Raw genomic sequence first — 22022 nt, 5'->3', positions numbered from 1 at the left:
CCAGTCGGTCACTCCCCATAACGTTTCGTCTTTTCCTTGCGCTCGCTTTTGTCCCAAGTCGCAGATAGCCTGCTCCGGCCATGAGCCATCCGGTCCGCTTGATTCTTTCGCTAGGCACGCATCTCGTGACGCGCAACGATGCGAGTCGTGTGGGCGGTGGACTCTTGATCGCGGACGGCGCTGGGGCTGTGATCGTGGATTCCCCACTGGATGACCAACCATGATGAAACTACTCTGCATACTGGTGGCCCTGGGGGTCGCGCTCGCCGCTGCTGGCGCCGACGCAAAGCGGCCGAATATCGTGATTCTTTACGCGGATGACATGGGCTGGGGCGACCTTGCCGTCCAGAATCCCGCGTCGAAAATTCCCACCCCAAACCTCGACCAGCTCGCTCACGAGGGTATGCGCTTCACCGACGCGCACAGCTCCTCAGGCGTCTGCACGCCAAGCCGTTACGCGCTGCTGCACGGGCGTTATCACTGGCGGAAATTTCACGGCATCGTGAACTCGTTCGACCAGCCCGTTCTGGACGATGCGCGGTTGACCATCGCAGAGGTGCTCCGTGCCAAGGGCTATCGCACCGCCTGCATCGGGAAATGGCATCTCGGCTGGGACTGGAACGCCATCAAGCAACCCGGTGCGACGAACCAAGGCGACGCGAAGAGAACTGTGTTCATGCCAGCGGCCTTCGATTGGTCCAAGGCGATTCCCGGGGGCCCGCTCGCGCACGGGTTCGACTATTACTTTGGTGACGACGTGCCGAACTTTCCGCCCTACGCGTGGTTTGAGAACGACCGCGTCATCACGGTCCCGACCGTGCCGCTCACCACCACCGCGGCGACGGCGGAGGGCAATTGGGAAGCGCGTCCGGGGCCGTCGGTGAAGGACTGGGATTTCTGGGCGGTAATGCCGAAACTCACTGAGAAGGCCGTCGAGTGGATTGGCAAGCAGAAGCCCGAGACGCCGTTCTTCCTCTACTTCCCCTTCACCTCGCCACACGCGCCCATCGTGCCGACAAAGGAGTTTGTGGGAAAATCCAAGGCGAACGGCTACGGCGATTTCATGGTGCAGACCGACGACACTGTGGGGCGCGTGCTCAAGGCATTGAGGGACGGTGGCTTCGCAAGCGACACGCTCGTCGTCTTTACGGCTGACAACGGCCCGGAAAGCTACGCCTATGACCGGGTGAAGAAGTACGACCATCGCAGCATGGGGCCCTTGCGCGGGCTGAAGCGTGACATTTGGGAGGGGGGGCATCGTGTGCCGTTCATTGTGCGCTGGCCGGGTGTCGTCCCCGCTGGCGGCGTCAACGACGGGTTGTTGAGTCAGATAGATTTGTTTGCGACTCTCGCTACACTCGTGGGGCACGCCGTGCCGCCGGGCAATGCGGAGGACAGCTTCAACCAGTTACCGCTGCTCACGGGGAAGGGACCGAGCGCCCGCGATGCGCATGTTCACAACACCAACCCCGATGGCTACGCTATCAGGCACGGCGACTGGGTGTTGATCGACGCGAAGAGCGGCGGCGTGTCCGCAGTGCCGGCGTGGTTTGACGAGGTAAATGGCTACGCCAAGAATCCGCACCCTGGCGAGCTGTACAACCTACGGAATGACCTTGCACAGAAGAAAAACCTCTACGGCGAGAGGCCCGAGAAAGTCGCCGAGTTGAAGGCCATCCTTACGCATCTGCGCACCCATGGCCAGGCTCGCGATATGGGGAAGTAACTTGTTTTCAAACTGGAAACGGCTCGCCGCGATCCTGGGGAGGGGACGTTTAGCCGCAAAAAGCGAAAGACGACGAAAAAACCGAATGAGATTGGGACTTAGTGATTCGAGCCGTTGTCCTCCTCTTTCGTCTTCTTTTGTTTTTTGCGGCTAAAAGCAGCCTCGGTAATTGGGTCATTCAGCCTCCGCAGCTGGGTGTCCGGTCCTGTGCGGTGGGGTGCCGCCGGGCCAACGTAGCCGCAGATCAAAGGAGGGGACGTTTAGCCGCAAGAAACGAAAGACGACGAAAAAACCGAATGGGATAGGGACTTAGTGATTCATTCGGTTGTCGGCTTCTTTCGTCTTCTTTCGTTTCTTGTCCTCGTTTCTGAGAAGACAGATTCACACGCCCCCACGGCCCTCTGAGGCCCGAAAGTGATACGGAATTGGCCTTAGCCTACTCTGTTACGCGCATTTGTTGAGGTTTAACCGCAATGCTTGCCGGCAGTCCGCTCACACCCGCTGCTACTCGATGCGCCGAATTCGCAAGAAGTAACGTTGCAATCCTTCCAGCTCGAGATCGTAGAAGGGCTCGCGTCGCAGTGGCGTTGATGGATTGTAAAGTGAGCGGACTTGGAACCATTGCTGCAAATCGAGTGAACGTTCAATCGTATACGTTCCTTCGGAAAAAAACATTTCGAGGCTCATCCAGACCGGGAAGGCACCCGGGGGCGTGACATGGAGTTCAATATTCCTTAACACGGGTTCGATGTTGACCTGCACACCTTGTTGGCGAAGCACCAATATCGAGGGCGTTACTTTTACATCCGCGGCAAGGGTGACCTCTTTGAGTGGAGGATTTCCGGACACATACAACTCGCTCTCTTGGACACCGGCGTCGGGTGGCAAATGAAATCGGCTCAGAACGTTGTCAGAAACGTCGACATGGACAAGTTTTTTCATCCCTCTGGGGATGGTGAGAGAGGAGATTTGGTTTTGGGCGGCCGACAGATATGTCAGGCTGCGTGCCCCATCCGGCAAACTGAGTTCTGTCAGCTTGTTTCCTGATACCGAAAGCGCGGTCAGTTGTGAAAACGTGTTAGGCAATCGCAACTCCGTCAATTGGTTGCCAACCAGTTCCAGCACCTCCAACGTCGCGAGGTTCGCTTGCGGGATGAATCTGCTGAGCTTGTTAAGGTTAAGCGACAAAACCTTGAGGTGGTTTAGCATCACCAGGAAGTCGGTGTTTTCTAAGGCGTTGTTGGCCAGCCCCAATGTGCTCAATCGGACCAGCGTGGGGGGCAAGACCAAGCCCTCCAGCTTATTCCCCAGCGCGTTTAACTCCTCAAGGTTCACCAATCCGCTAGGGATGACCAAGTTCCGAAGATGGTTGGAATAAAGATTAAGCCTTCTCAAGTTGATCAAGTCCTCAGGTAGCTGAAGGTCCTCAAGATTGGCGTTGTAGCTCAGCCAGAGATTTCTGAGTTCGGTCATCCCCGTTGGCAAGGCCACGACCTTCAGTGACGGGCAGCCATGGATGATCAAATCTCTGAGTTCGGTCATCCCCGTAGGCAAGACCACGGCCGTCAGTGATGGACAGCTGTTGATGTTCAACTCGCGCAGCTGAGCTAGACCACCGGGGAGGACCAGCTCCTGGAAGGGATTGTTGCTCACATCGAGATGCTCAAGGGCCGCGCTTAGGTCGGAAGAGCCCAAATGGCCCAGAGCGTTGCCGAGAAGGTCCAATGTCGTCAGTCCTGGGAGTTTTTCCAAAAAAGAAGCCTTGTCCAGCTGGTTGTTGCTCAGGTTTAGAACCCGGAGCTGTGGCCAGGTGATTGGGAAGGTGATGTTGGTGAGTTGGTTAACGGATGCAGAGAGTGAGCTCAGACGGCTCAACCCCGGAGGCAGGTCCAGACGCGTCAACCGATTGCCGCTCAGTGACACTTGAGTCAGATGGGCCAGCTGCGTTGGGAAGCTAAATGTTGAGAGTTGGTTGTAATCCAAATTGAGAACCTCCAGCCGGTCAAGATTGGCGAGAAACGCCGTGTGGCGCAGGGAATTCCCCGGCAGGACGAGTTCCCTTAGGTTACTCACGCCGGGTGATAGAACTAATTCCGCGAGCTCAGCGTCTCCGAAAAAACCACCCCTAACCTCCACCCGATGCAAGTCCGGAAACCAGCCAGTCAGCTGGAGCGATTTCAGCGGATTGTTCGTGAGAGACAAAACCGACAGCTGAGGGAGCGCCCCCTTAAGTTCCAAAGTTGCTACATTTCTCCCGGACAGATCGAGTCGCTGCAGGCCGAGCATATCTTCAGCGAAGGACACACGCAGTTCGAGCGGAGCCTCCACGCAAGTGGGCGGATAGTGGCAGTAAGTTGGGGCCGCTCCGAGGAGTAGGTCCTGGAGGGAGATCCATCCCGACGGGAAGCTCAGTGTGGTGAGCGACCGGCCACGCAGATCAAGACTTACCACGTTGCTCAGTCCCGCGGGCAGCCGCGGATTATCGAGCGGGTTAAACGAAAGATCGAGATGAGTCAGACGCACAAGATCCGGAGGAAGCTGGACTTGGCTCAACAGGTTCCCAGACAGAGTGAGATGCGAAAGACGTTCCATTCCAGCCGGAAGCGAGAGCTCGACTAACCGATTGTTCGACAAATCAAGTGATTCCAGCCCGGCGAGCGATGTCGGTAGCACAAACCGGGACAAACTGATTCCGGACAAGTGGAGTTCGTGCAGGGGAGGGGCGTGCTCCAAGAAGGACGTGTTCACGAACGAGTTGTACGAAAGGTCTAGCACCTTAAGCCGGCCGAAGGTCGCAGGGAATGAGAACTCCAAGAGGCCGTTGTCCGCAAGATTCAGAACGTTGAGATTCGATAGTCCGCCGAGACAATCCAGATTCTCTAACCGAGCTCCCGACAAGTTCAGCTGTTTGAGGTTGGGCAGGTCTGCCAGAAATGAGCATTCCACCAGACGGAATCCCGGATGTCCCGCACCCGCAGCGTTTAAAATCTGTAGCCGATCCAGGTCCTTGGGGAGTTTGAGTTGTACAACCCACTCCACGCTGAGACTGGTGAGGTTGGTCAGGCCTGGAGGAAGTTGAATCGTGTGAAGCCTGTTCAGACCCAGCCGAAGATCAAGCAAGTGGCCGAGCGTTGCGAGAGGTGAAAAATCGGTTAGTTCCAAAGCCGGGAGGCTGAGCATGAACGCGTTGGGGTCAGAAGCCGGAATCGGACTTCCCTCAAGGTTCAATGATTCAAGATTTGTGGCGAGCTGAAGTCCCTGAAGGCTCCGAATCGGCGCGTTGATTACCGGGAGCGGGCCTCCAAATCGCGCCGCATAGCTTGCGTCCAGGTGCTTGAGACGTTGCAAGTCGTGGATCGTAATCTCACCGTAAGCTTTGCCTAGGGTTTGACGAATGGCCAGACGCAGTTGTGAGTCCGGAATCAAGTCAGACTGAGCTTGCACCGGGTGCGACGTTATGAGCAGCAGAAGAAGTAATCGCAGGGTTGCCGAAGACGCCAACTCATGCCAAAAGGCCACCAGAGAACCCTTGCCGTGTACGCGCGATCGGCTGAACATAGAGTGGAAGGCCATTCACATGAGTAACCTTTCCGGCGGGATCGCGCAACCGGAATCCCGCCAGGGCGACTCTCAGCGCTACCTCCTAACCAGAACCGCGTCCCTTCGGCTGTCCGGTGGATCGAGCCTCGATAACTTTGGCGGCGAAATCGACGCACCGCAGCGCTCTGCTGGGGGAGCTCTTCCGTTTTGGGAATGTCAGTCGCTGCAACTCGACCCTGACGGCAGGTCCGCCGCCCTCAGCCACCCGGCCTAGCAATACGCGCATTTCGGAATCGGAAAGACGCTCCAGAGCTTTGGCGATGGGTATACAGTTCTGCGACGTGCCAGGAGACAGCTGAGCCGCTGTCGCGAGTGCGTCGGGATCCACCGGAAAGTGCTCAAGCAGCTCTTTCTGCGCGGGGCTAAGTTGGTTCAACCCGTCCGGGATCGGTGGAGTAGAAACTTTGACTCTTCCGGAATCCACCCACTCTTCAGGCACAAAACCAGCGAGCCATCCCAAGAATAGAGCCCGGTAGTCGCCGCGCATCAATTCATCGCGCACCCCGATAAGTTCGTCGAGGATACCCTCACCTTCCTCCCACCCCCCTCCGCCTTCCTCATCCCGCTCCCAATACAGAATGCATCGTTCGGTGGTTTCTTTGACCCTTAGGGTTTCTTGGCACTCTTCACTTCTCTGGAGATATGGCTTGAGTGCCTTTGGTGAGAACACTCCTTTCGGAAATGCCAAACCGAGACGAACCGTGCCCCAGTTGGCGATGTAGAAATGGGCGTCGTAGTGCTTGAGCAGCGTGTCCACGCTTCCTCGAAAATCGCCGTAGTTATAAGTGTTCTGCCAGCGAACACGGGAGACCTCAGCGCTACTGGAACAGCCTTGAGCATAGCGCAGACCTGCGTCTGAAATGGGTCCGTCAATGGCTGCAAACTCGTAATATTGATATTCGCTCATGGTGACCATTTCTGTAGGCGAAAAGGACCGCCTGCAACCTGCACCAGGGTGCCGAAGAAGTAGCCTGAGGGCCAGCTACATTTGTCCTACCCGTTGTCTCGCCGTTGCCTAGCATCGCTTCTTGCTCCTTAGTCCAAGGCAGCCATTTGGGATTGAAGGCGCGAGGCTTTCCTAGTGGGCGCAGTCGACGTGGGCGGACCGATTCCACAGTGCGCTGCAACCGCGTGGCGATTTCCATGTCAGGAGCTGTCCCGACCAACGCGTCTTCGGCTTGGGTCCAGGTCCGTCGATTGAGAATCGGGCGCTTTGGGAGGACGCTGCCGAGGAGCAGGCCAAGCATTTCGCCCGCTTCTCGGATCGAGAACTGAGAGAAGCCATTCGCCGGCGCGCGACGGGTGACTACTACGTCATCTGGTATGAGGTCGCAGAAGGAGCGCCGACCGCGGAAACGTGCTGCGTTGTCCGCGGCCAAGCCCACGTACCCGCGGACCGGGGGAGGGGACCTTTGGCCGCAAAAAGCGAAAGACGACGAAAGAACCGAATGGGATTGGGACTTGGTAATTCGTTCGGTTGTCCTCTTCTTTCGTCTTCTTTCGTTTCTTGCGGCTAAATGCAGCTCTCTCGGGAATTGGGGCATCGGCCCTCCGCAGTTGGGTGTCCGGTTCTGGGCGGTGGGGTGCCGACGGGCCAACCTAACCGCGGACCGGGGAGGGGACGTTTAGCCGCAAAAAGCGAAAGACGACGAAAAAACCGAATCCGATTGGGACTTAGTGATTCGTGCCGTTGTCCTCCTCTTTCGTCTTCTTTTGTTTCTTGCGGCTAAATGCAGCTATCTCGGGAATTGGGGCATCGCCCTCCGCAGTTGGGTGTCCGGTTCTGCGCGGTGTGTGCGGTCAGGCCAGCGCAACCGAGGCCCGGGGAGGGGACGCTTAGCCGCAAAAAGCGAAAGACGACGAAAAAACCGAATCCGATTGGGACTTAGTGATTCGTGCCGTTGTCCTCCTCTTTCGTCTTCTTTTGTTTCTTGCGGCTAAATGCAGTTCCCTGGGTGTGCTTCCGTGCCTTGTAGGTCCTGCAATAGTGACCGGACTCACTCACAGGAAGCTTCTTATCTAGGTCCACATCGTTCGCACTCCTCCTTTCGCCCCACGAGAACAGCCGTTCGAACAGTGGCAAAAGACCGCTTTTTCGAATTTGATCCAGGAAGTAAATCTCGTGCTCCTTTTCTTTCATCCCCATCTCGTAGAGCATGTCATCATGATCATGGATGCCCAGCGAATTAAAGTGGCGCATCATGACGAAGTATTCGCACACATTCCCGCTCTCTAGCTTTCCTGCGAAGAAGAACGGCATGAACCGTCCGATGACATGGCAGCTGGCGGAGATGACCCTGCCGATGATGTGGAGCCTCACCTCGAGCCAGCGCGAGACGGGCACCTCGTAGCGCCGCATCAGCTCGAGCACATTCTCGCGGTGTTTCCATTCATCCAATTCGATCTGACGCACCGCTGCCTGAGCTGCCGGGTCTCGCAACGAACGCGCATGCCCGATGTAGGCGAATGCCGCGGCTTTCTCGCCGGAGTAGGCTCTCTGCAGCAGTCTTACCAAAGCAGGATGGTCGAGCTTCATGCAACTTGGAGCCTAGCGGTAACCGTCCGGAAAAGCTCGAGGAAACAACGGGTGGGGTAGGGCTGGGGTGTGACTATTCCCGGGTGAGGACTGCCGGGATCCCCCTCCGAGTGGGCTGCAAAGCGGTAGAGGGCTCTCCTCTTTACCTCCAAAAGTGGGAGCTAGACAAGCTGGGTAACGACGGCGTTTCTCACTTTGTCGGCACGGCCCGAACCCGCAGGGTTCAAATAGATTTAGCCGGGGGTGCTCGCACCTCCGGAACTGTTAAAAGTAAGGAGCATCGCCCAGCGATGCCACCGGCTTCTTAGGCTTGCGTCAACCCCTTCAAGGAACCTAATCAGTTCGTCATTCCATTGGCCGTCTGGTGGCACGCCTTTCAGGGTGCTGTTTATTTTGGGGCCGACAGACCGGGGGTGTCGCTGCGCTCCACGCCCCGGCTAATCTCTTTGAACCCTACGGGTTCTCGGCTTCAGCATCAGGACCTCACGCGACCACGTGAGGATTCCCAACAACTTGTCTAGTACCCAATTTTGGAGGTAGAGATGAGAGAGGGCTACCGCACCCCAAGACGCTTCGGGGTGCAGGTGACGAATATAGAGTCGATCGCGAAGCGGTTCGAGGAGGTTTATAGTTCCATCGTCCTGCCGCTCTTTTACAGCGTTTCTGGACAGTCGATTCAGTCCCGCCGGGATCGGTGGGGTGGAGCCCCCCCCTGCTTCTCCCCGAATCCAGCCACTCTTCCTGTACAAAGCCACCAAGCCATCCCAAGAATAACGCGGGGTGCTCGCCCCGCATCGATCTCGCTGTTTCATGAAGGTTGAAGGGATTCGTTTAAATATTCATCCATGGCCTGAAATTGGTTCATTGGCATGTCCATCCTGTTCGAATGAGGTAGGTTGTCGTAGTTCCCACGCACGTGTTATTAACGTCCACGTCACTTACTCCGGCTCGCAAACGGATCTACGATGGTGGGAACAGCTTGTTTGCCAGCACTGTAGTGGTTAAGAAGTGCCGACGTTACGATGCCACCGAATTGCTGGAAATGAGCCAATTGAGACGCACTCATGAGTAAACTCATCAAAAAGGAAATCAAACTGTTGGTAGGGTGTCTGGACAGAATCATTCTGGAACAGGCGGGCAAGAAAGTGTTCAAGCACTTGGACACGGTGCGGAAGCTGTCCAAGCAGGCACGCCATTTCGGTAGCGAGGCGAGCCGACGGAGCAAGCATTCCTTGCTGGATCGGCTCGATATTCAGGAGGCATGCCAGCTCGCCCACGCCTTCAGCCTGTTCTTTCAACTGGTCAATCTTTGCGAGGAACGCGCCCGCGAGCGAAATCTGAAGTCCAAACGCACCGTTTCGATGTCGCTCCGGAGCCTCTTTCAGGAATTGAAAGCTGCAGGCGTCCACCCCAGGCAGTTACAGGCGGTTCTGGATGAGCTCCAAGTTGAACCGGTGCTGACCGCGCATCCCACCGAGGCCAACCGCCGCGCGGTGCTCAACCAAATTTCCCGCCTAACCCAGAATTGGGACCAGCCTGAGGAAGTCCTCGAAGCACTTTGGCAAACGGAGGAGATCCGCGAGCAAAAGATCGGCCCGCTCCATGAGGTAGAAACTGCACTCTACTACTTCAACCGCACCATTTTCGAAACAGCGGCCAACTTTTACGAGACCTTTGATTCTGAGCTCGCGAAGCAGTTTCCGGGCGTCAAACGCACACGCCACTTTCTAACCTTTTCGAGTTGGGCGGGCGGCGACCGCGACGGCAACCCCTTTGTCACGCCGGACATTAGCCGCACCGCCATGGAACGTCATCACCAGACGGTGGTGGCTTTCTACCTTCGCGAGTGTGAGAAGCTAAGCCAGGAGCTCACCCATTCCGACCCTGCCCAGGCGCTCAACGTTCCCCACAACCGCGCGCAAACTTCCGGACGTTACCAGCCCTATGAGCTCTTTCGCAGCCAGATCGGAGGCCTGCGAACCAAGCTCAGGGAAGGCAATCACGACCATGAGCAGTTCATAGCCACCCTGGAGGGCATCCGCCAGGCGCTGTTGAAACAGAATGCGAAACGAGCCGCCAACGGGCGCGTGCTCCGGCTGCTGAATCAGGCCAAGACCTTCGGCCCGCATCTCGCCCAGCTCGATTTCAGGGATCACAGCGGGAAGTTGGACCACTCGGAACCCGAGCTGCTGGAGGAGCTTCGCGCCATTAGGGACATCCAACAAAAATACGGTCGCCAAGCTGCCAATCATTTCATCGTCAGCATGACCCGCAGTGCGGACGACATCCTGCGGTTGTTCAAGCTCGCCCGTCTGGGCAGCGTCTATGAAATCGACTTAATCCCCTTGTTTGAAACCATCGAGGATCTGGAAAAGTCAGCGCAGATTCTCGGCCGGCTCTGGTCCGACGTCGAATACCGCCGCCATCTGAAACATCGAGGCGGGATTCAGGAGGTCATGGTGGGTTACTCCGATTCCAACAAGGACGGCGGCTATCTGGCGGCAAATTGGTTTCTTTACAGCGCGCAAAAGGAAATGTCGCGCGTAGCCGATGAATGTGGAGTGAAGCTGCGCCTGTTCCATGGTAAGGGCGGAACGATCGATCGTGGCGGCGGCTCGAGCTACCGTAGCCTGCGCGCCCAGCCCCACGCGGCGCATGGTGGACGGTTGCGCATCACGGAGCAGGGGGAGGTCATTTCGTTGAAGTATTCCAATCCTACGATCGCGCAGCGCAACCTGGAGCAGCTGACGTCGGCGGTCATCGCCGTCCAGTGCCTGCCGGAAACCGAGATCGAGGAACTACCCCAATGGGAGGCGTTCGCCAGCCAGCTCGCCAAACTGTCCTTGAAGCATTATCAGAAGCTCGTTTACGAAACCCCGGCCTTTCTGGATTACTTCCTTCAAGCAACCCCGATCGACCTCATTGAGCATTTGAGGCTCGGCTCGAGACCGTCGCGTCGGGCGTCGACCGCTGACATCCGTCAACTGCGTGCCATCCCCTGGGTATTTTCCTGGACACAGTCGAGGCATCTGATTTCAGCCTGGTACGGGGTCGGATCCGCTTTGAAGGAGTTCGAAGGCCAGACCCCTCAAGGCCTGGAAGTCCTCCGTCGAATGTATCGCCGCTGGCCCTTCTTCCGCAGCCTCCTGGACAACGCCGAGGTATCCCTCGCCAAGACCGACCTCGATATCGCTCGGCAGTATGCCTCTCTGGTGGAATCTGACGCTGTTCGCAAGCAGGTCTTCGGGATGATCGAATCCGAGTATCGCCGGTCGGTGGAAGCCATCCTTTCAATCAACGGGCACAAGGAGTTGCTGGAGACGCAGCCGGTCCTGGCGCAGTCCATACGGTTGCGCAATCCGTACGTCGATCCTCTCAACTATCTGCAAATCCGGTTTCTCTCACTCTGGCGCAAGGCCGACGAGGCGCAGCGCACCGAGCAACTCCGGAGGCTGCTGGCGATCACCGTCAAGGGCGTGGCTTCGGGCATGAAGAGCACGGGCTGACGGAAGGACTTCCAAACCGGGTTCAGCAGGGCTTTCTGATTGATTTAGTGTCTCCGAACTGCCATGGTAACCTTGCTTTGAAAAAGCAAATTCCCATCAGTTTTTGGAGAGCTTGCCTTGCGGGGATGATGGTTGTCTGTTTTCCGGCAGTTGCAGTTCCAGAACTCGTGCCGGGGCCTCTCGCCACCGCGGGCCGCCTGGCCATCCAGGCCGGAGCATCGGGGTTCGAGTGGTTGGATCCCCTAACGGAAACTCCCGTAGCCACTATCGGCGGTCGTGTGCATTCCCTCCCGCAACCAGGCACTCGGGCCATTGTCCAGACTCGACTGACCCTGACCACCAGTCAGCTTCCTCGCCTTGAGGTGTTGGACACACTTCCCTCTTTTTGGGCGCAGCCTTCCGTTTGGAACAAGTTTATGAAAGGCCCCTCCGCGTACGCCGGACAGGAAGTCGACCGCCGACCACGCGACTTTGCGGGCAGGTTGTTCACCGATCATCGGGCTTGGGCCTATGACCCGGGATTGCTCCGTCGTCTGGCTCCCAATCCCACTCTCCCAACCGGACTAGGGTTGGTGACCGTTGAACTTAACGGAGACATTTTGGTCCTGGAATGGAACGGCCGCGCCAGCTGGTCATATACAGTTCAGTCGACCCCGACTCTTTCGAGGCCGTTCAGTGCGGGCAACCGGATCCTTGCGACTCGCGATGGCCTTCAGCGTGCGACCCTGAAAATTTCCCCTGAAAACGGCTTCTTCCGAGTCGTTGAAAGCGCGCCTTGAACCACCTTCCGTCCCTAATCAACACACCCACCGCACTATCATCCCCATGAAACCCCTTAAATCACTCTTTTGGAGCCTGACACTCTTTGTGTGCGCCGGGCTATCGTCGCTGGCCCAGAGCGAGTATCCAACCGCTGGAAGTGTCCTGTTTATGAAACTGGAGGGAGTCAAGAGCGGTGTTGTTCAAGGGGAGGTCGTGCAAAAAGGCCGAGAAGGACTACACAGGCTCCTAGCCTATTCTCACGAGATCATTTCCCCACGCGACCCTGCCTCGGGACAGGCGACCGGGAAGCGCCAACACGAACCATTCCGTATCGTCAAATATCTCAACCGCGCTTCGCCCACCCTTCTTACCATGATGGCGAATAACGAATTGCTCAAAACCGTGACCATCGACATCTGGGATACCAGCCGGTTGGGAGCCGAGCAGAAGCTCATCACCTACACGCTGAAAAATGCTCAGATCATTTCCCTGCGGCCCTGGATGCCCAACAAATCCGATGCCAGTGCTGCGAGCTATGGGCCTGCGGAGGAGCTTGCGTTCGTCTATGAGACGATCCAGGTGACCTGGCACAATGGAGGGATCATGGCTGAAGATTCTTGGTCCTACGTTCCTTAATAAGCGAATTCCCACTCCACTGTGGGATCCCATTAGTCTCTGAGCTCAATGGTCTAGGCTGGATCCCCTTTCTTACCCACTTCAAAGCACACCCTCTGGGTTTGCCCTCCATTCTTTTCCTCGCGCTCCGGCCAATCCTGAGCCATGTTCAGCGTGCATACCCCGGCCAGTCCGCAGGCACCGATGCCCCTATCGGCCCTGGCGGGGTCTTGTCATCGATCGTTGTAACAGTCATGAAACAGTCTCGTTCCAGTCTCATAACCTGGCTCTGCCTGGCCTCCACCCTCCTGATCTCCTCCTCCCATGCCGAACAGGTTGTGATTAGCGAGATTATGTATCATCCCCCGGGTACACTCCCGGAGTTCATCGAGGTGCAGAACGCCACCGCCACTCCGTTCGACATGGCCGAGTGGCGACTCCGCGACGGTGTCGACCTCGATTTCCCTGCCTTCAACCCCACCGATCCTGCCCTGACTTTCCTGAAACCGTTCGAACGGATCCTGCTGACCTCCGCCGACCCTGCTACGCTGCGATCGGCTTACGGCGTCCCGGCGGGCATCCGGGTGTTGGGACCCTGGTCCGGATCGCTCGATAACGCTGGAGAACGCATCACCTTGAAGGACAAGAATGGCGTGGTGCTGTGCACCGTGGCCTACACCGACCGCGGGCGGTGGCCGGTGGCTGCGGACGGAGCGGGCCATACGCTGGTGCTCCTGAATCCCGACCGGCTGATTGACGACGTTCGCAACTGGACAGCGAGTTCAAAGCGCCTGGGAACGCCAGGCACCGAAGCGGTTGCCGTCCCCGAATTTCCCGTGCCCAGTCCCGAGGTGAATCTCAACGAGGGCATTCCGTTCGTGAACTACGGCGACGCCTGGCGGATCCATGATCAAAACGTCGATCTCCTCACCGCCTGGCGCAGCGCTGACTATGACGACAGTTCCTGGCCAGAGGGGCCTGGGCTGTTCGGATTCGAAACCGCTGCCCTGCCATCACCAGGCATCCGCACTCCCTTCGCCGATTTCGACCAGCTCACCTATTACGCGCGCACCCGTTTCACCTACAATGGCTCGATCACCGGCGTGACCCTGTCGATCGACCAAATTCTGGACGATGGCGCGGTGTATTATCTCAACGGCACGGAACTCGGACGCTCGGGCATGCCCGGAGGTGCCATCGGATTCGGTACCCCTGCCAACCGCACCGTTGGCGACGCCAGTGAGGAAGCGAACGTGATCACCGTGCCCGGGACGGCGCTGCGGCAGGGGGAAAATGTTCTGGCGGTGGAAGTCCACCAAGTCGGTGCCGGCAGCTCGGACATCGTGTTCGGTGCGCGCCTCAAGATCTCCACACCTTCGCAGCCCAGCCTCATTCTTAATGAAGTCCTGCCCGGACCCGCAGGAACCGGGTTTATCGAAATCTACAACCCCCGTGGAACCAACATCAGCCTGAGGAACCACCACCTCACCGACGATCCCGGAAACCTCGCAAAATTCCGGATTAACGCGGACATTATCGTCCCTCCCTCCGGACTCGTGTCGCTGGGATTTACGGAATCCGGATTCGCGGTCCAGAGTCCTGTTCGCGTCTATCTCGTCGCCCCCGACGGCCAGACTATTCTCAATGCCATCGATGCCGCCATGCCGCTCGATGGCCGTTCCCTCGGCCGCAAGCCGGCAGGCGGGGCTTCGTGGTTTCTCTTCGCCGACCCCACCCGCAACTCTCCCAACGCCAGTCTCTCCGCCCTCGCAGCCCTGGTGCGCCTTAACGAAGTTCACCTCAGCTCCACCAACACCCTCGACTGGGTGGAACTCCACAACACCTCGTCCACTGCGGTTTCAGTTGACGGCCTGTTCTTGGCCTCGCGATCCGACCTCACCGATCGTGTCCCGTTGACCGGATCCGTGCCGGCTGGCGGATTCCTCAGCCGCAACTCGGCTTTCCGGCTCTCGGACGGTGAGGTCACGGTGTATCTTGTGAACGCCTCGAACACCGTGCTCGGTGCCCAGGTTTTTCAGCGCCCGCAGGCAGGCGACACACTCCAGGCGTTTCCCAATGGTGGGAATGAGTGGTATGCCACACCCTCATCGACTCGAAACGGACCAAATGCCCCAGTCCGGCCGACAGACATCGTGATCAACGAGGTGATGTACGACGCGCCTTCGGATGAACCGTCGGCCGAGTTCGTTGAGCTTTACAACCGCGGGACCACCACGGTGGACCTTTCCGGATGGCGATTCTCCGATGGCATCGGGTTCACGTTTCCAGCCGGCACACGGCTCGCTCCCGACGCCTATCTGGTAGTCGCCGCCGACGCTTCGGTGCTGCAGCAGGTGTACGGAGGCATCCCAGTGCTGGGCAATTTCGAGGGCAGGCTGGCGAACAATGGAGAGCGAATTCGACTCGTGGATGCCTTGGGGAATTTGGCGGACGAGGTGGAATACTCGCCGGGCGGAAACTGGCCGCGACTGGCGAATGGGGACGGCACGAGCATGGAACTGCGTAATCCCTGGATGGACAACGCGCTGGCATCCGCATGGCAGGACAGCAATGAAACCAACAAGTCGGTGTTTCAGACCTACCGTTACTCCGCGCCTTACCAGGAGCTGCGGACGGGGGGTGCCACCACGGACTACAAGGAGCTGCACCTGCATCTGGTGGGCGACAGCCATGTGGTGCTGCGCAACCTCCAGCTTCGGTTGAACGGCGGGGGAGCGAACCTCCTGGCGAATAGCACACGCATGTCGACGAACGGGTTAAGCGCCGGCGGGTGGCTGGCTCAGGGTACCCATTTCGCCAGCCGCTTCCTGGGAGCGGAAATGCATCTCATCGCGGATGGGCACGGAGACAACCGTCCCAATCGTGTGGAACTCGACGCCACCGCGCTCACCAGGAGCTCCACCTACGAGGTGAGCTTTGAGGCGCGCTGGGTCGCGGGAGCTTCCCGGCTGATCGTTCAAACCTGGGACCACAGCATCGCCACCGATATCTCCCTGGCCGTTCCCCGCAATCTCGGCACACCTGGAGCACGTAATTCACGCCACATCCCGCTGCCTGCGGCACAGGTGGACAGGATCCTTCACAGCCCTCCGGTGCCGAGTCCGGGCCAGCCGGTTCGGATCACCGCGCAGGTCACTTCGTTTGCTCCCGCCCCACAGGTGGTGCTGCACCATCGTTTGGACGAGGTCACCGGCGGAGGGTCTTGGACCCCGCGCGCGATGTCCGATGACGGAGTCTCCGGAGGGGACGAGGTCGCGGGGGATGGCATCTACACCGCACAACTGACGGAGTACACCGCATCGGGACAGATCGCACAGTTCTACGTGGTGGCCACAGCCAACGGGCAATCGACCCAGCTGCCGCCGCGCGGCCCGGAGAAACCCGCGCTCTTTCTCATCGACAACCCAAGTCAGTTGACCGACCTGCGACGGATGCGTTTTATCGTGCCCTCGTTGGCGATTGCAGATCTCGCCGGGGGCGACGGTCCCACCCCTCCCAACGGCCACGCTTTCCCCCGCCTCAGCAACCACTACTACAATATGACGCTCATCATCAACGAGCGTGAGATTGTCTACGATTGTGAAATCCGGAACGGGGGCAGTCCGTGGACGCGTGGCAACGATCTCAGCCGGGGGAAGTTCAAGGTCCCGAAAGATCAGCTCTTCCGAGGAAAGGAAAAACTCACTTACGACAACGACGCCGGCGGCGGCAGCCGGCATCACAACCGAATCGCTCGCCACTGGCTCTACCTCCTCGGTCACCCGGCGAACGAAAACGAGTTCATCCAGGTGAACGTGAACAATGGGGGCTCCTCCCTGCGCGAGGAGGTGGAGCCGTTGGGCAATGACATGCTCGACCGCATCTATCCCGATGGGAACCAGGGGGAGCTGTATCGGATCGATGATGAGTGGTGGTTCAATGACGATTGGGGTCGCGGCCAGCGGGATGCGGACTGGAGTTACAAGGGATCGGACAACCCAGGCCGTTATCACTCCGAATGGATGAAGCGCACCCGCGAGAACGAATACGACTACTCCGCGCTCATCGGCATGTTCCGCAAGGTGACATCGACCTACACCCAGGCCGAGATCGAGCAGGTTTTGGATCCGGTGGCGATCATGCAAATGGCGGCGGTGCGCGGTTACATTGGCGATTGGGATTCGTTCACGCTGAACCGGGGGAAGAACGGCTATCTCTACCGGAGGCCGACGGACGGCAGGTTCATGTTCTTTCATTGGGACAGCGACCTGGCATTTCAGAACACCGGCGAGGCCTTCTACAATGGAATGCAGGGCTACCGGGGCTGGCACGAGCGTTCCTACAACCAGCGCCTGTTCCGGCATTTTCTCACCACCCTGGTTGAGAACTACGCGCAGAATTCCGCGAGGATGAACGCCTGGCTGAAGGCGGAAGAGGACGCCAGCACGCAATACACAGTGTCCACGGACTATCAGAACTGGTTCTCAGGAAGGCAGAGCCCGGCGTATTCCGCCGTGGGCAGCGCCCGGACTGCTGTCTTCGACATCACCACCAATGGTGGCCAGCCTTTGAACGTCACCTCGAACACTTTGAACCTGACCGGAACGGGCCCGCTTCGGGTCTTCCGGGTTGAGGCTCCCGGCCACCCCAACTCGGGAGCGTTTTGGACCAATGACTCCATCTGGACAATCACCAACCTTACTCTCCGCACCGGTGCCAACCTCATCACCGTTCAGGGCCTTGATTTCGATGGACGCGTGCTGGTCACCGACACGATCACCGTGAACAAGACTGGGAACGCGCCCCCGATCATGTCGCTGGAATCCAGCCCGGGTTCGCTGCATGTTTCCGTTCTCGATTCCCTGGAGCTGGACGCGTCACGCAGTTACGATCCGGATGCGCAGCCCCTCTCCTTCTCCTGGTCCGCGAATCCGGCCGACACGCAACTCGACACGCGGGGCGTCGACAACGCGACCGCCTATTTCTCGCGTCCCGGTATCTACAGCTTCACGGTCAGGGCCACCGACTCGGGCGGTGCCACGAACTCCATCCTCCGCCAAGCCGCAGTGTTCGGGCCCAACGGATTCAGTCCCTTCACCGACCCGGGGCTGGAAGGGTTCTGGAACCTGGAGAACGTCAGCCAGCGGGACAACCACTCCTCCGCCCCCTATTACAGCACGACCGAGGTTCCAGGGATGCTTACCCTGCAGGTGCTGGCGGATCGCTCCCGCCCCCTCGCTCCCGCTCCCCGTGTCTACCCCTACCTGTGGCGCACCGTTCCGCCCCTTACCGACTGGATGTTCCTCACCGAAGTGTCGCTGAATTCCCGTATTTTCGGCGACTACATCACCGGCGCCATGGTGGAGTTCGACGAATCCGGAAGCCTCGTCCGTTACGCCATGGGCGTCGAGGACGGTACTGCTCTGAATGTCCGGAGAATCACCGAGACAGGCACTAGCACTCTCCTGCGTGGTACGCCAGTCACGCGTGCCAGAGCCGATATCCGGATTCGCCGGGACGCCAACTCGCTGGTGTTTGAGCACAAACTCAATGATGTCTGGTCAGTAGTCCACTCCGCGGGTCTTCCCGCCGGCGCCACAGCCCGCAAGGCGGGCCTCTTCCTGGCCACCGACACCGCCCAGCGCATCAAGGCCACTTTCGATTACGCGATGCTTATCGACCCATCCGCCACCAGCGACCTGCGTGAGAGCCTCCGCATCTCGGAGATCATGTACAACCCGCCCGGTGGAACGGAATACGAGTTCATTGAGCTGCTCAACATCGGGGACTCAGCTCTGGATCTCACCGGTGTGCGATTCACGGAGGGCATCGACTACGCCTTTGGTCCCACCACGCTGGGAGCTAAGGAACACCTGGTGGTGGTGAAAAACCAGGCCCTGTTCGCCTCCCGCTACAGCACCGCGGGCATGAGGATCGCTCCGGGGATCTTTTCAGGACGCCTCGACAACGCCGGCGAGCGGATCTCGCTGGCAGATTCCAACGGTGTGGTGTTTCTTAGCATGAGCTACGGAACCACGCCGCCCTGGCCGCCGGAACCGGATGGCACGGGCCAGTCGTTGGAATCGCGTGACCCCTCCGGAAACCCCGCGGACCCTTCCAACTGGAGGGCGAGTCCGGAAGCAGGCGGATCTCCCGGTCGTACGGGAGGCGATGCGCTCGGCACCGTCATCATCAATGAAGCGCTGGCCCATACGGATCCGCCCTGGGAGGACGCCGTTGAGGTCCACAACCGCACCGCTCAGCCCGTCCACATCGGCGGCTGGTTCCTCAGCGATTCAGCCGCGGACTTCAAGAAATGGCGCATCCCGAATGGCACTCTGGTTCCTGCCTATGGACACCGCGTGTTCTACGAAATCGACTTCAATACCAACAACCTGGTTTCCCCCTTCTCGCTGAGCTCGGCCAATGGGGATCAGATCTACCTGTCGGCAGCCGACGCAGCAGGCAACCTCACGGGCTATCGTTCGTCGGCCAGCTTCGGCGCTTCCGCCAATGGAGTATCCTTCGGCCGATACGAGACGAGCATCGGACGTGACTTCCCGCCGCTCGTTACGCGCACCTTTGGGGTCGATGCTCCTGGCACGGTTGAGCAGTTTCGAACGGGCCAGGGACAACCCAATGCCGCGCCGCTCACCGGGCCGGTGGTGATCCAGGAGATCATGTACCGCCCGTTGCCCATCGGCGGCACCAACGACAACACCGCCGACGAATTTGTGGAAATCCACAACCTCACCGATTCATCCATCAACCTGTTCGATCCTGCCTATCCTACCAACACATGGCGGCTGCGGGGGGGCGCCGATTTCGACTTCCCGACCAGCTTCAACCTCCAGGCCCATGGGTATGCGCTCATTGTCAGCTTCGACCCCCTTACCAACGCCCCGGCGCTGGCAGCCTTCCGCGCGCGCTATGGCTTGCCCGCCGACGTCAGGGTCCTCGGCCCCTATTCGGGCCAGCTGAACAACCGGACAGAGGAACTCAAGCTCACCCGCCCCGACGCTCCCACCCTCATCGGTCCCACGGCAGGCGAAGTCCCTTATCTGCTGGTGGATCGCGTGGTGTATGGGGACGCCTACCCCTGGCCCGCGGGCGCCGACGGCGTCGGCGCCTCGCTGCAACGCCGTCGTCCGCACGAATATGGAAACGATCCCGTGAACTGGAAGGCTGCCGACCCCACGCCGGGACGCGCCAATGTCCAGGGATCGAGCTTCACTGACACGGATCGGGATGGTCTGCCCGATTCCTTTGAAACCGCCAACGGCTTCAGCAATGCGAACGCGGCGGATGCGGCCCAGGACGCGGATACAGACAACCGAAGCAACTATGAGGAATTCCTCGATGGTACGGATCCGCGATCCGCGGCGAGCCGTCTGGTGCGCCCCTCCATTATCTCGGGGCCGACGATTCAGTTTGGACCCGGCGGTTCGGCGACGTTGAGTGTATCGGCTGACGGCACCGGTCCGCTTCGCTACCAATGGCGGGTCAACGGTGTTTCCATTCCCCATGCTACCAACGCGACTCGACTCATCCCCGACGCGAAGGCTTCGCAGGCCGGTGAGTATTCCGTGGTGGTGCACAATGCGGCGGGATTTGTGCTGAGCCCTGGGGTGTTGTTGAACGTGAGCCAACCGCTGGTGGTGATCGACCAGCCGCGCAGCCTGTCCGCAACCCGCGGAGGCAGTGTCACCTTCGCCGTCAGTGCTGCCGGCACGGGCACCTTGCGCTACCAATGGCGCTTCAACAGCCAGCCCATCGGGGGGGCCACCAACAGCTCGTTCACCATCAACCCCGTTGAATCCGTGGATGCTGGCAACTACTCGGTGTCGGTGTTCGACGACAACACCTCGCTGACCAGCGCCGAAGCGACCCTCACCGTGCTGAGCCCGCCCGTCATCACCGGCCAACCCGTTAGCCAGAACCCCCTGGCCAACACACCGGCCGTGTTCACCGTCACGGCGGAAGGCGACGAGCCCATCACCTATCAATGGAGGTTCGGTGCCAGCGCGATTCCTGGTGCCACCAATTCCGTGCTCAGCCTGCCCTCCGTCCAACCTTCACAGGCGGGGACGTATCGAGTGGAGGTGACAAACCCCAACGGCTCCACCCTCAGCGCCGAAGCGATCCTCACCGTGCGGGTTCCTGCAATCATCACCCAGCAACCGGCCGATACCAACGCCATCGCCGGAACCCTGGTGATATTCCGAGTGCAAGCTACCAGCAGCAGCACCATCCATTATCGATGGCGTTTCAACGATGCGGATATCCCGGCTGCCACCAACGCGAGCCTGACCGTCGGGCCAGTGGGTCCATCGAACGAGGGCAACTATCGGGTGGAGCTTACCGACGCCGAGGGATCCATCCAGAGCGCCATCGCAGTGCTCACTGTGATCAATCCGCTTGCCCTTCTGCAGGCGCCTGTGGGTCAAACCGCCGTGCAGGGCGGGTCGGTCACGCTCAGCGCGGAATGGGCGGGTGGGCCGCCTCCTTTCCAGGTGGAGTGGTTTCGTAACGACGCCTCCATCGGCTCGGGAACCATCAACGAGACCCGGGCATTCCTGCGGCTGGACAATGTTCAGCCCGGAGACACAGCTGGATATCGGGTGGAGATCCGCAGCGTGCCCAACCCCGCTGCTAGACTTGCACCAGCGGCGGCAGAGGTCACGGTTCTCGTCGACACGGATGACGACGGGATGCCGGATGTGTGGGAGGAGGCATTCAGTTTCAACCGGAACAACTCTGGCGACGCGCTGCAGGATGTAGATGAAGACCGCATGCCCAACAGGAGCGAGTATGAGGCGGGCACACATCCGCGGGACGCGCGGGACCGGCTGCTTTTGAACGGCTTTCTGGATTCGACCGGGATGAATCTGTGGTTCGATGCGGTGTCGAACCGGACCTACACCGTGGAATTTAGCGATACCTTGGGTACGGGTAACTGGTTCAAGCTTGAGGACTGGGTGGCGCGCTCCACCAACACGATGAACTCGATCAAGGACATGGAACCCGCGTCGCGCAGGCTCTATCGCGTGCTGACCCCGCGTCGACCCTGACTTCTCCGCCGGGCCAACGTGACCGCGGACCGGGGAGGGGACGTTTAGCCGCAAAAAGCGAAAGACGACGAAAAAACCGAAGGGGATTGGGACTCAGTGATTCATTCCGTTGTCCCCCTCTTTCGTCATTTTTTGTTTTTTGCGGCTAAAAGCAGCCTCGGTAATCGGGTCATTCAGCCTCCGCAGTTGGATGTCCGGTTCTGCGC

9 protein-coding genes are annotated in these 22022 nt (G+C 59.2%); 6 read left to right on the top strand and 3 right to left on the bottom strand.

Going from position 1 to position 22022, the window contains the following annotated elements; genetic code table 11:
* Nucleotides 1–80: 80 nt before the first annotated feature.
* Together JNN07_00470 and JNN07_00465 are read left to right on the top strand one after the other, a co-directional pair.
* Nucleotides 81–224, top strand: a complete 144-nt coding sequence (locus JNN07_00470) for a hypothetical protein (protein ID MBL9166195.1) — start codon at nucleotides 81–83, stop codon at nucleotides 222–224.
* Nucleotides 221–1726: an arylsulfatase gene (locus JNN07_00465; protein MBL9166194.1), complete on the top strand. Its 1506-nt coding sequence runs from the start codon at nucleotides 221–223 to the stop codon at nucleotides 1724–1726. Before JNN07_00470 ends, JNN07_00465 begins: the two co-directional genes overlap by 4 nt.
* A gap of 504 nt (nucleotides 1727–2230) precedes the next feature.
* Here the strand turns inward: JNN07_00465 and JNN07_00460 are convergent.
* From JNN07_00460 to JNN07_00450, 3 genes are all read right to left on the bottom strand, one after another.
* On the bottom strand, nucleotides 2231–5170 hold the full coding sequence (locus JNN07_00460) for a leucine-rich repeat domain-containing protein (GenBank protein MBL9166193.1): 2940 nt from the start codon (nucleotides 5168–5170) through the stop codon (nucleotides 2231–2233).
* 199 nt (nucleotides 5171–5369) lie between these two features.
* Entirely contained in the window at nucleotides 5370–6233 is an 864-nt protein-coding gene (locus tag JNN07_00455) for a hypothetical protein (GenBank protein ID MBL9166192.1), read from the bottom strand.
* Nucleotides 6234–7211: 978 nt separating this feature from the next.
* Nucleotides 7212–7862 carry a hypothetical protein gene (locus JNN07_00450; GenBank protein MBL9166191.1) on the bottom strand — a complete coding sequence of 217 codons (651 nt, stop codon included), beginning with the start codon at nucleotides 7860–7862 and terminating at the stop codon, nucleotides 7212–7214.
* 1064 nt (nucleotides 7863–8926) lie between these two features.
* On the opposite strand from JNN07_00450, the gene JNN07_00445 reads away from it, so the two are divergent.
* The 4 genes from JNN07_00445 to JNN07_00430 all read left to right on the top strand — a co-directional run bounded on the left by JNN07_00445 (nucleotide 8927) and on the right by JNN07_00430 (nucleotide 21816).
* Nucleotides 8927–11368 carry a phosphoenolpyruvate carboxylase gene (locus JNN07_00445; protein MBL9166190.1) on the top strand — a complete coding sequence of 814 codons (2442 nt, stop codon included), beginning with the start codon at nucleotides 8927–8929 and terminating at the stop codon, nucleotides 11366–11368.
* 167 nt (nucleotides 11369–11535) lie between these two features.
* Nucleotides 11536–12147: a hypothetical protein gene (locus JNN07_00440; protein ID MBL9166189.1), complete on the top strand. Its 612-nt coding sequence runs from the start codon at nucleotides 11536–11538 to the stop codon at nucleotides 12145–12147.
* Between the two features lie 46 nt (nucleotides 12148–12193).
* The gene (hcp, locus tag JNN07_00435; protein ID MBL9166188.1) at nucleotides 12194–12766 is read left to right on the top strand and encodes a type VI secretion system tube protein Hcp; all 573 of its coding nucleotides are present in this window, start codon (nucleotides 12194–12196) and stop codon (nucleotides 12764–12766) included.
* A gap of 233 nt (nucleotides 12767–12999) precedes the next feature.
* Nucleotides 13000–21816 (top strand): lamin tail domain-containing protein, encoded by an 8817-nt coding sequence (locus tag JNN07_00430; protein ID MBL9166187.1) that lies wholly within the window; start codon nucleotides 13000–13002, stop codon nucleotides 21814–21816.
* The last annotated feature ends 206 nt before the right edge of the window (nucleotides 21817–22022 follow it).

It is taken from the genome of Verrucomicrobiales bacterium (assembly GCA_016793885.1).
Classification (GTDB): Bacteria; Verrucomicrobiota; Verrucomicrobiia; order Limisphaerales; family UBA11320; genus UBA11320.
This window is presented reverse-complemented; position numbering and strand designations above follow the sequence as displayed.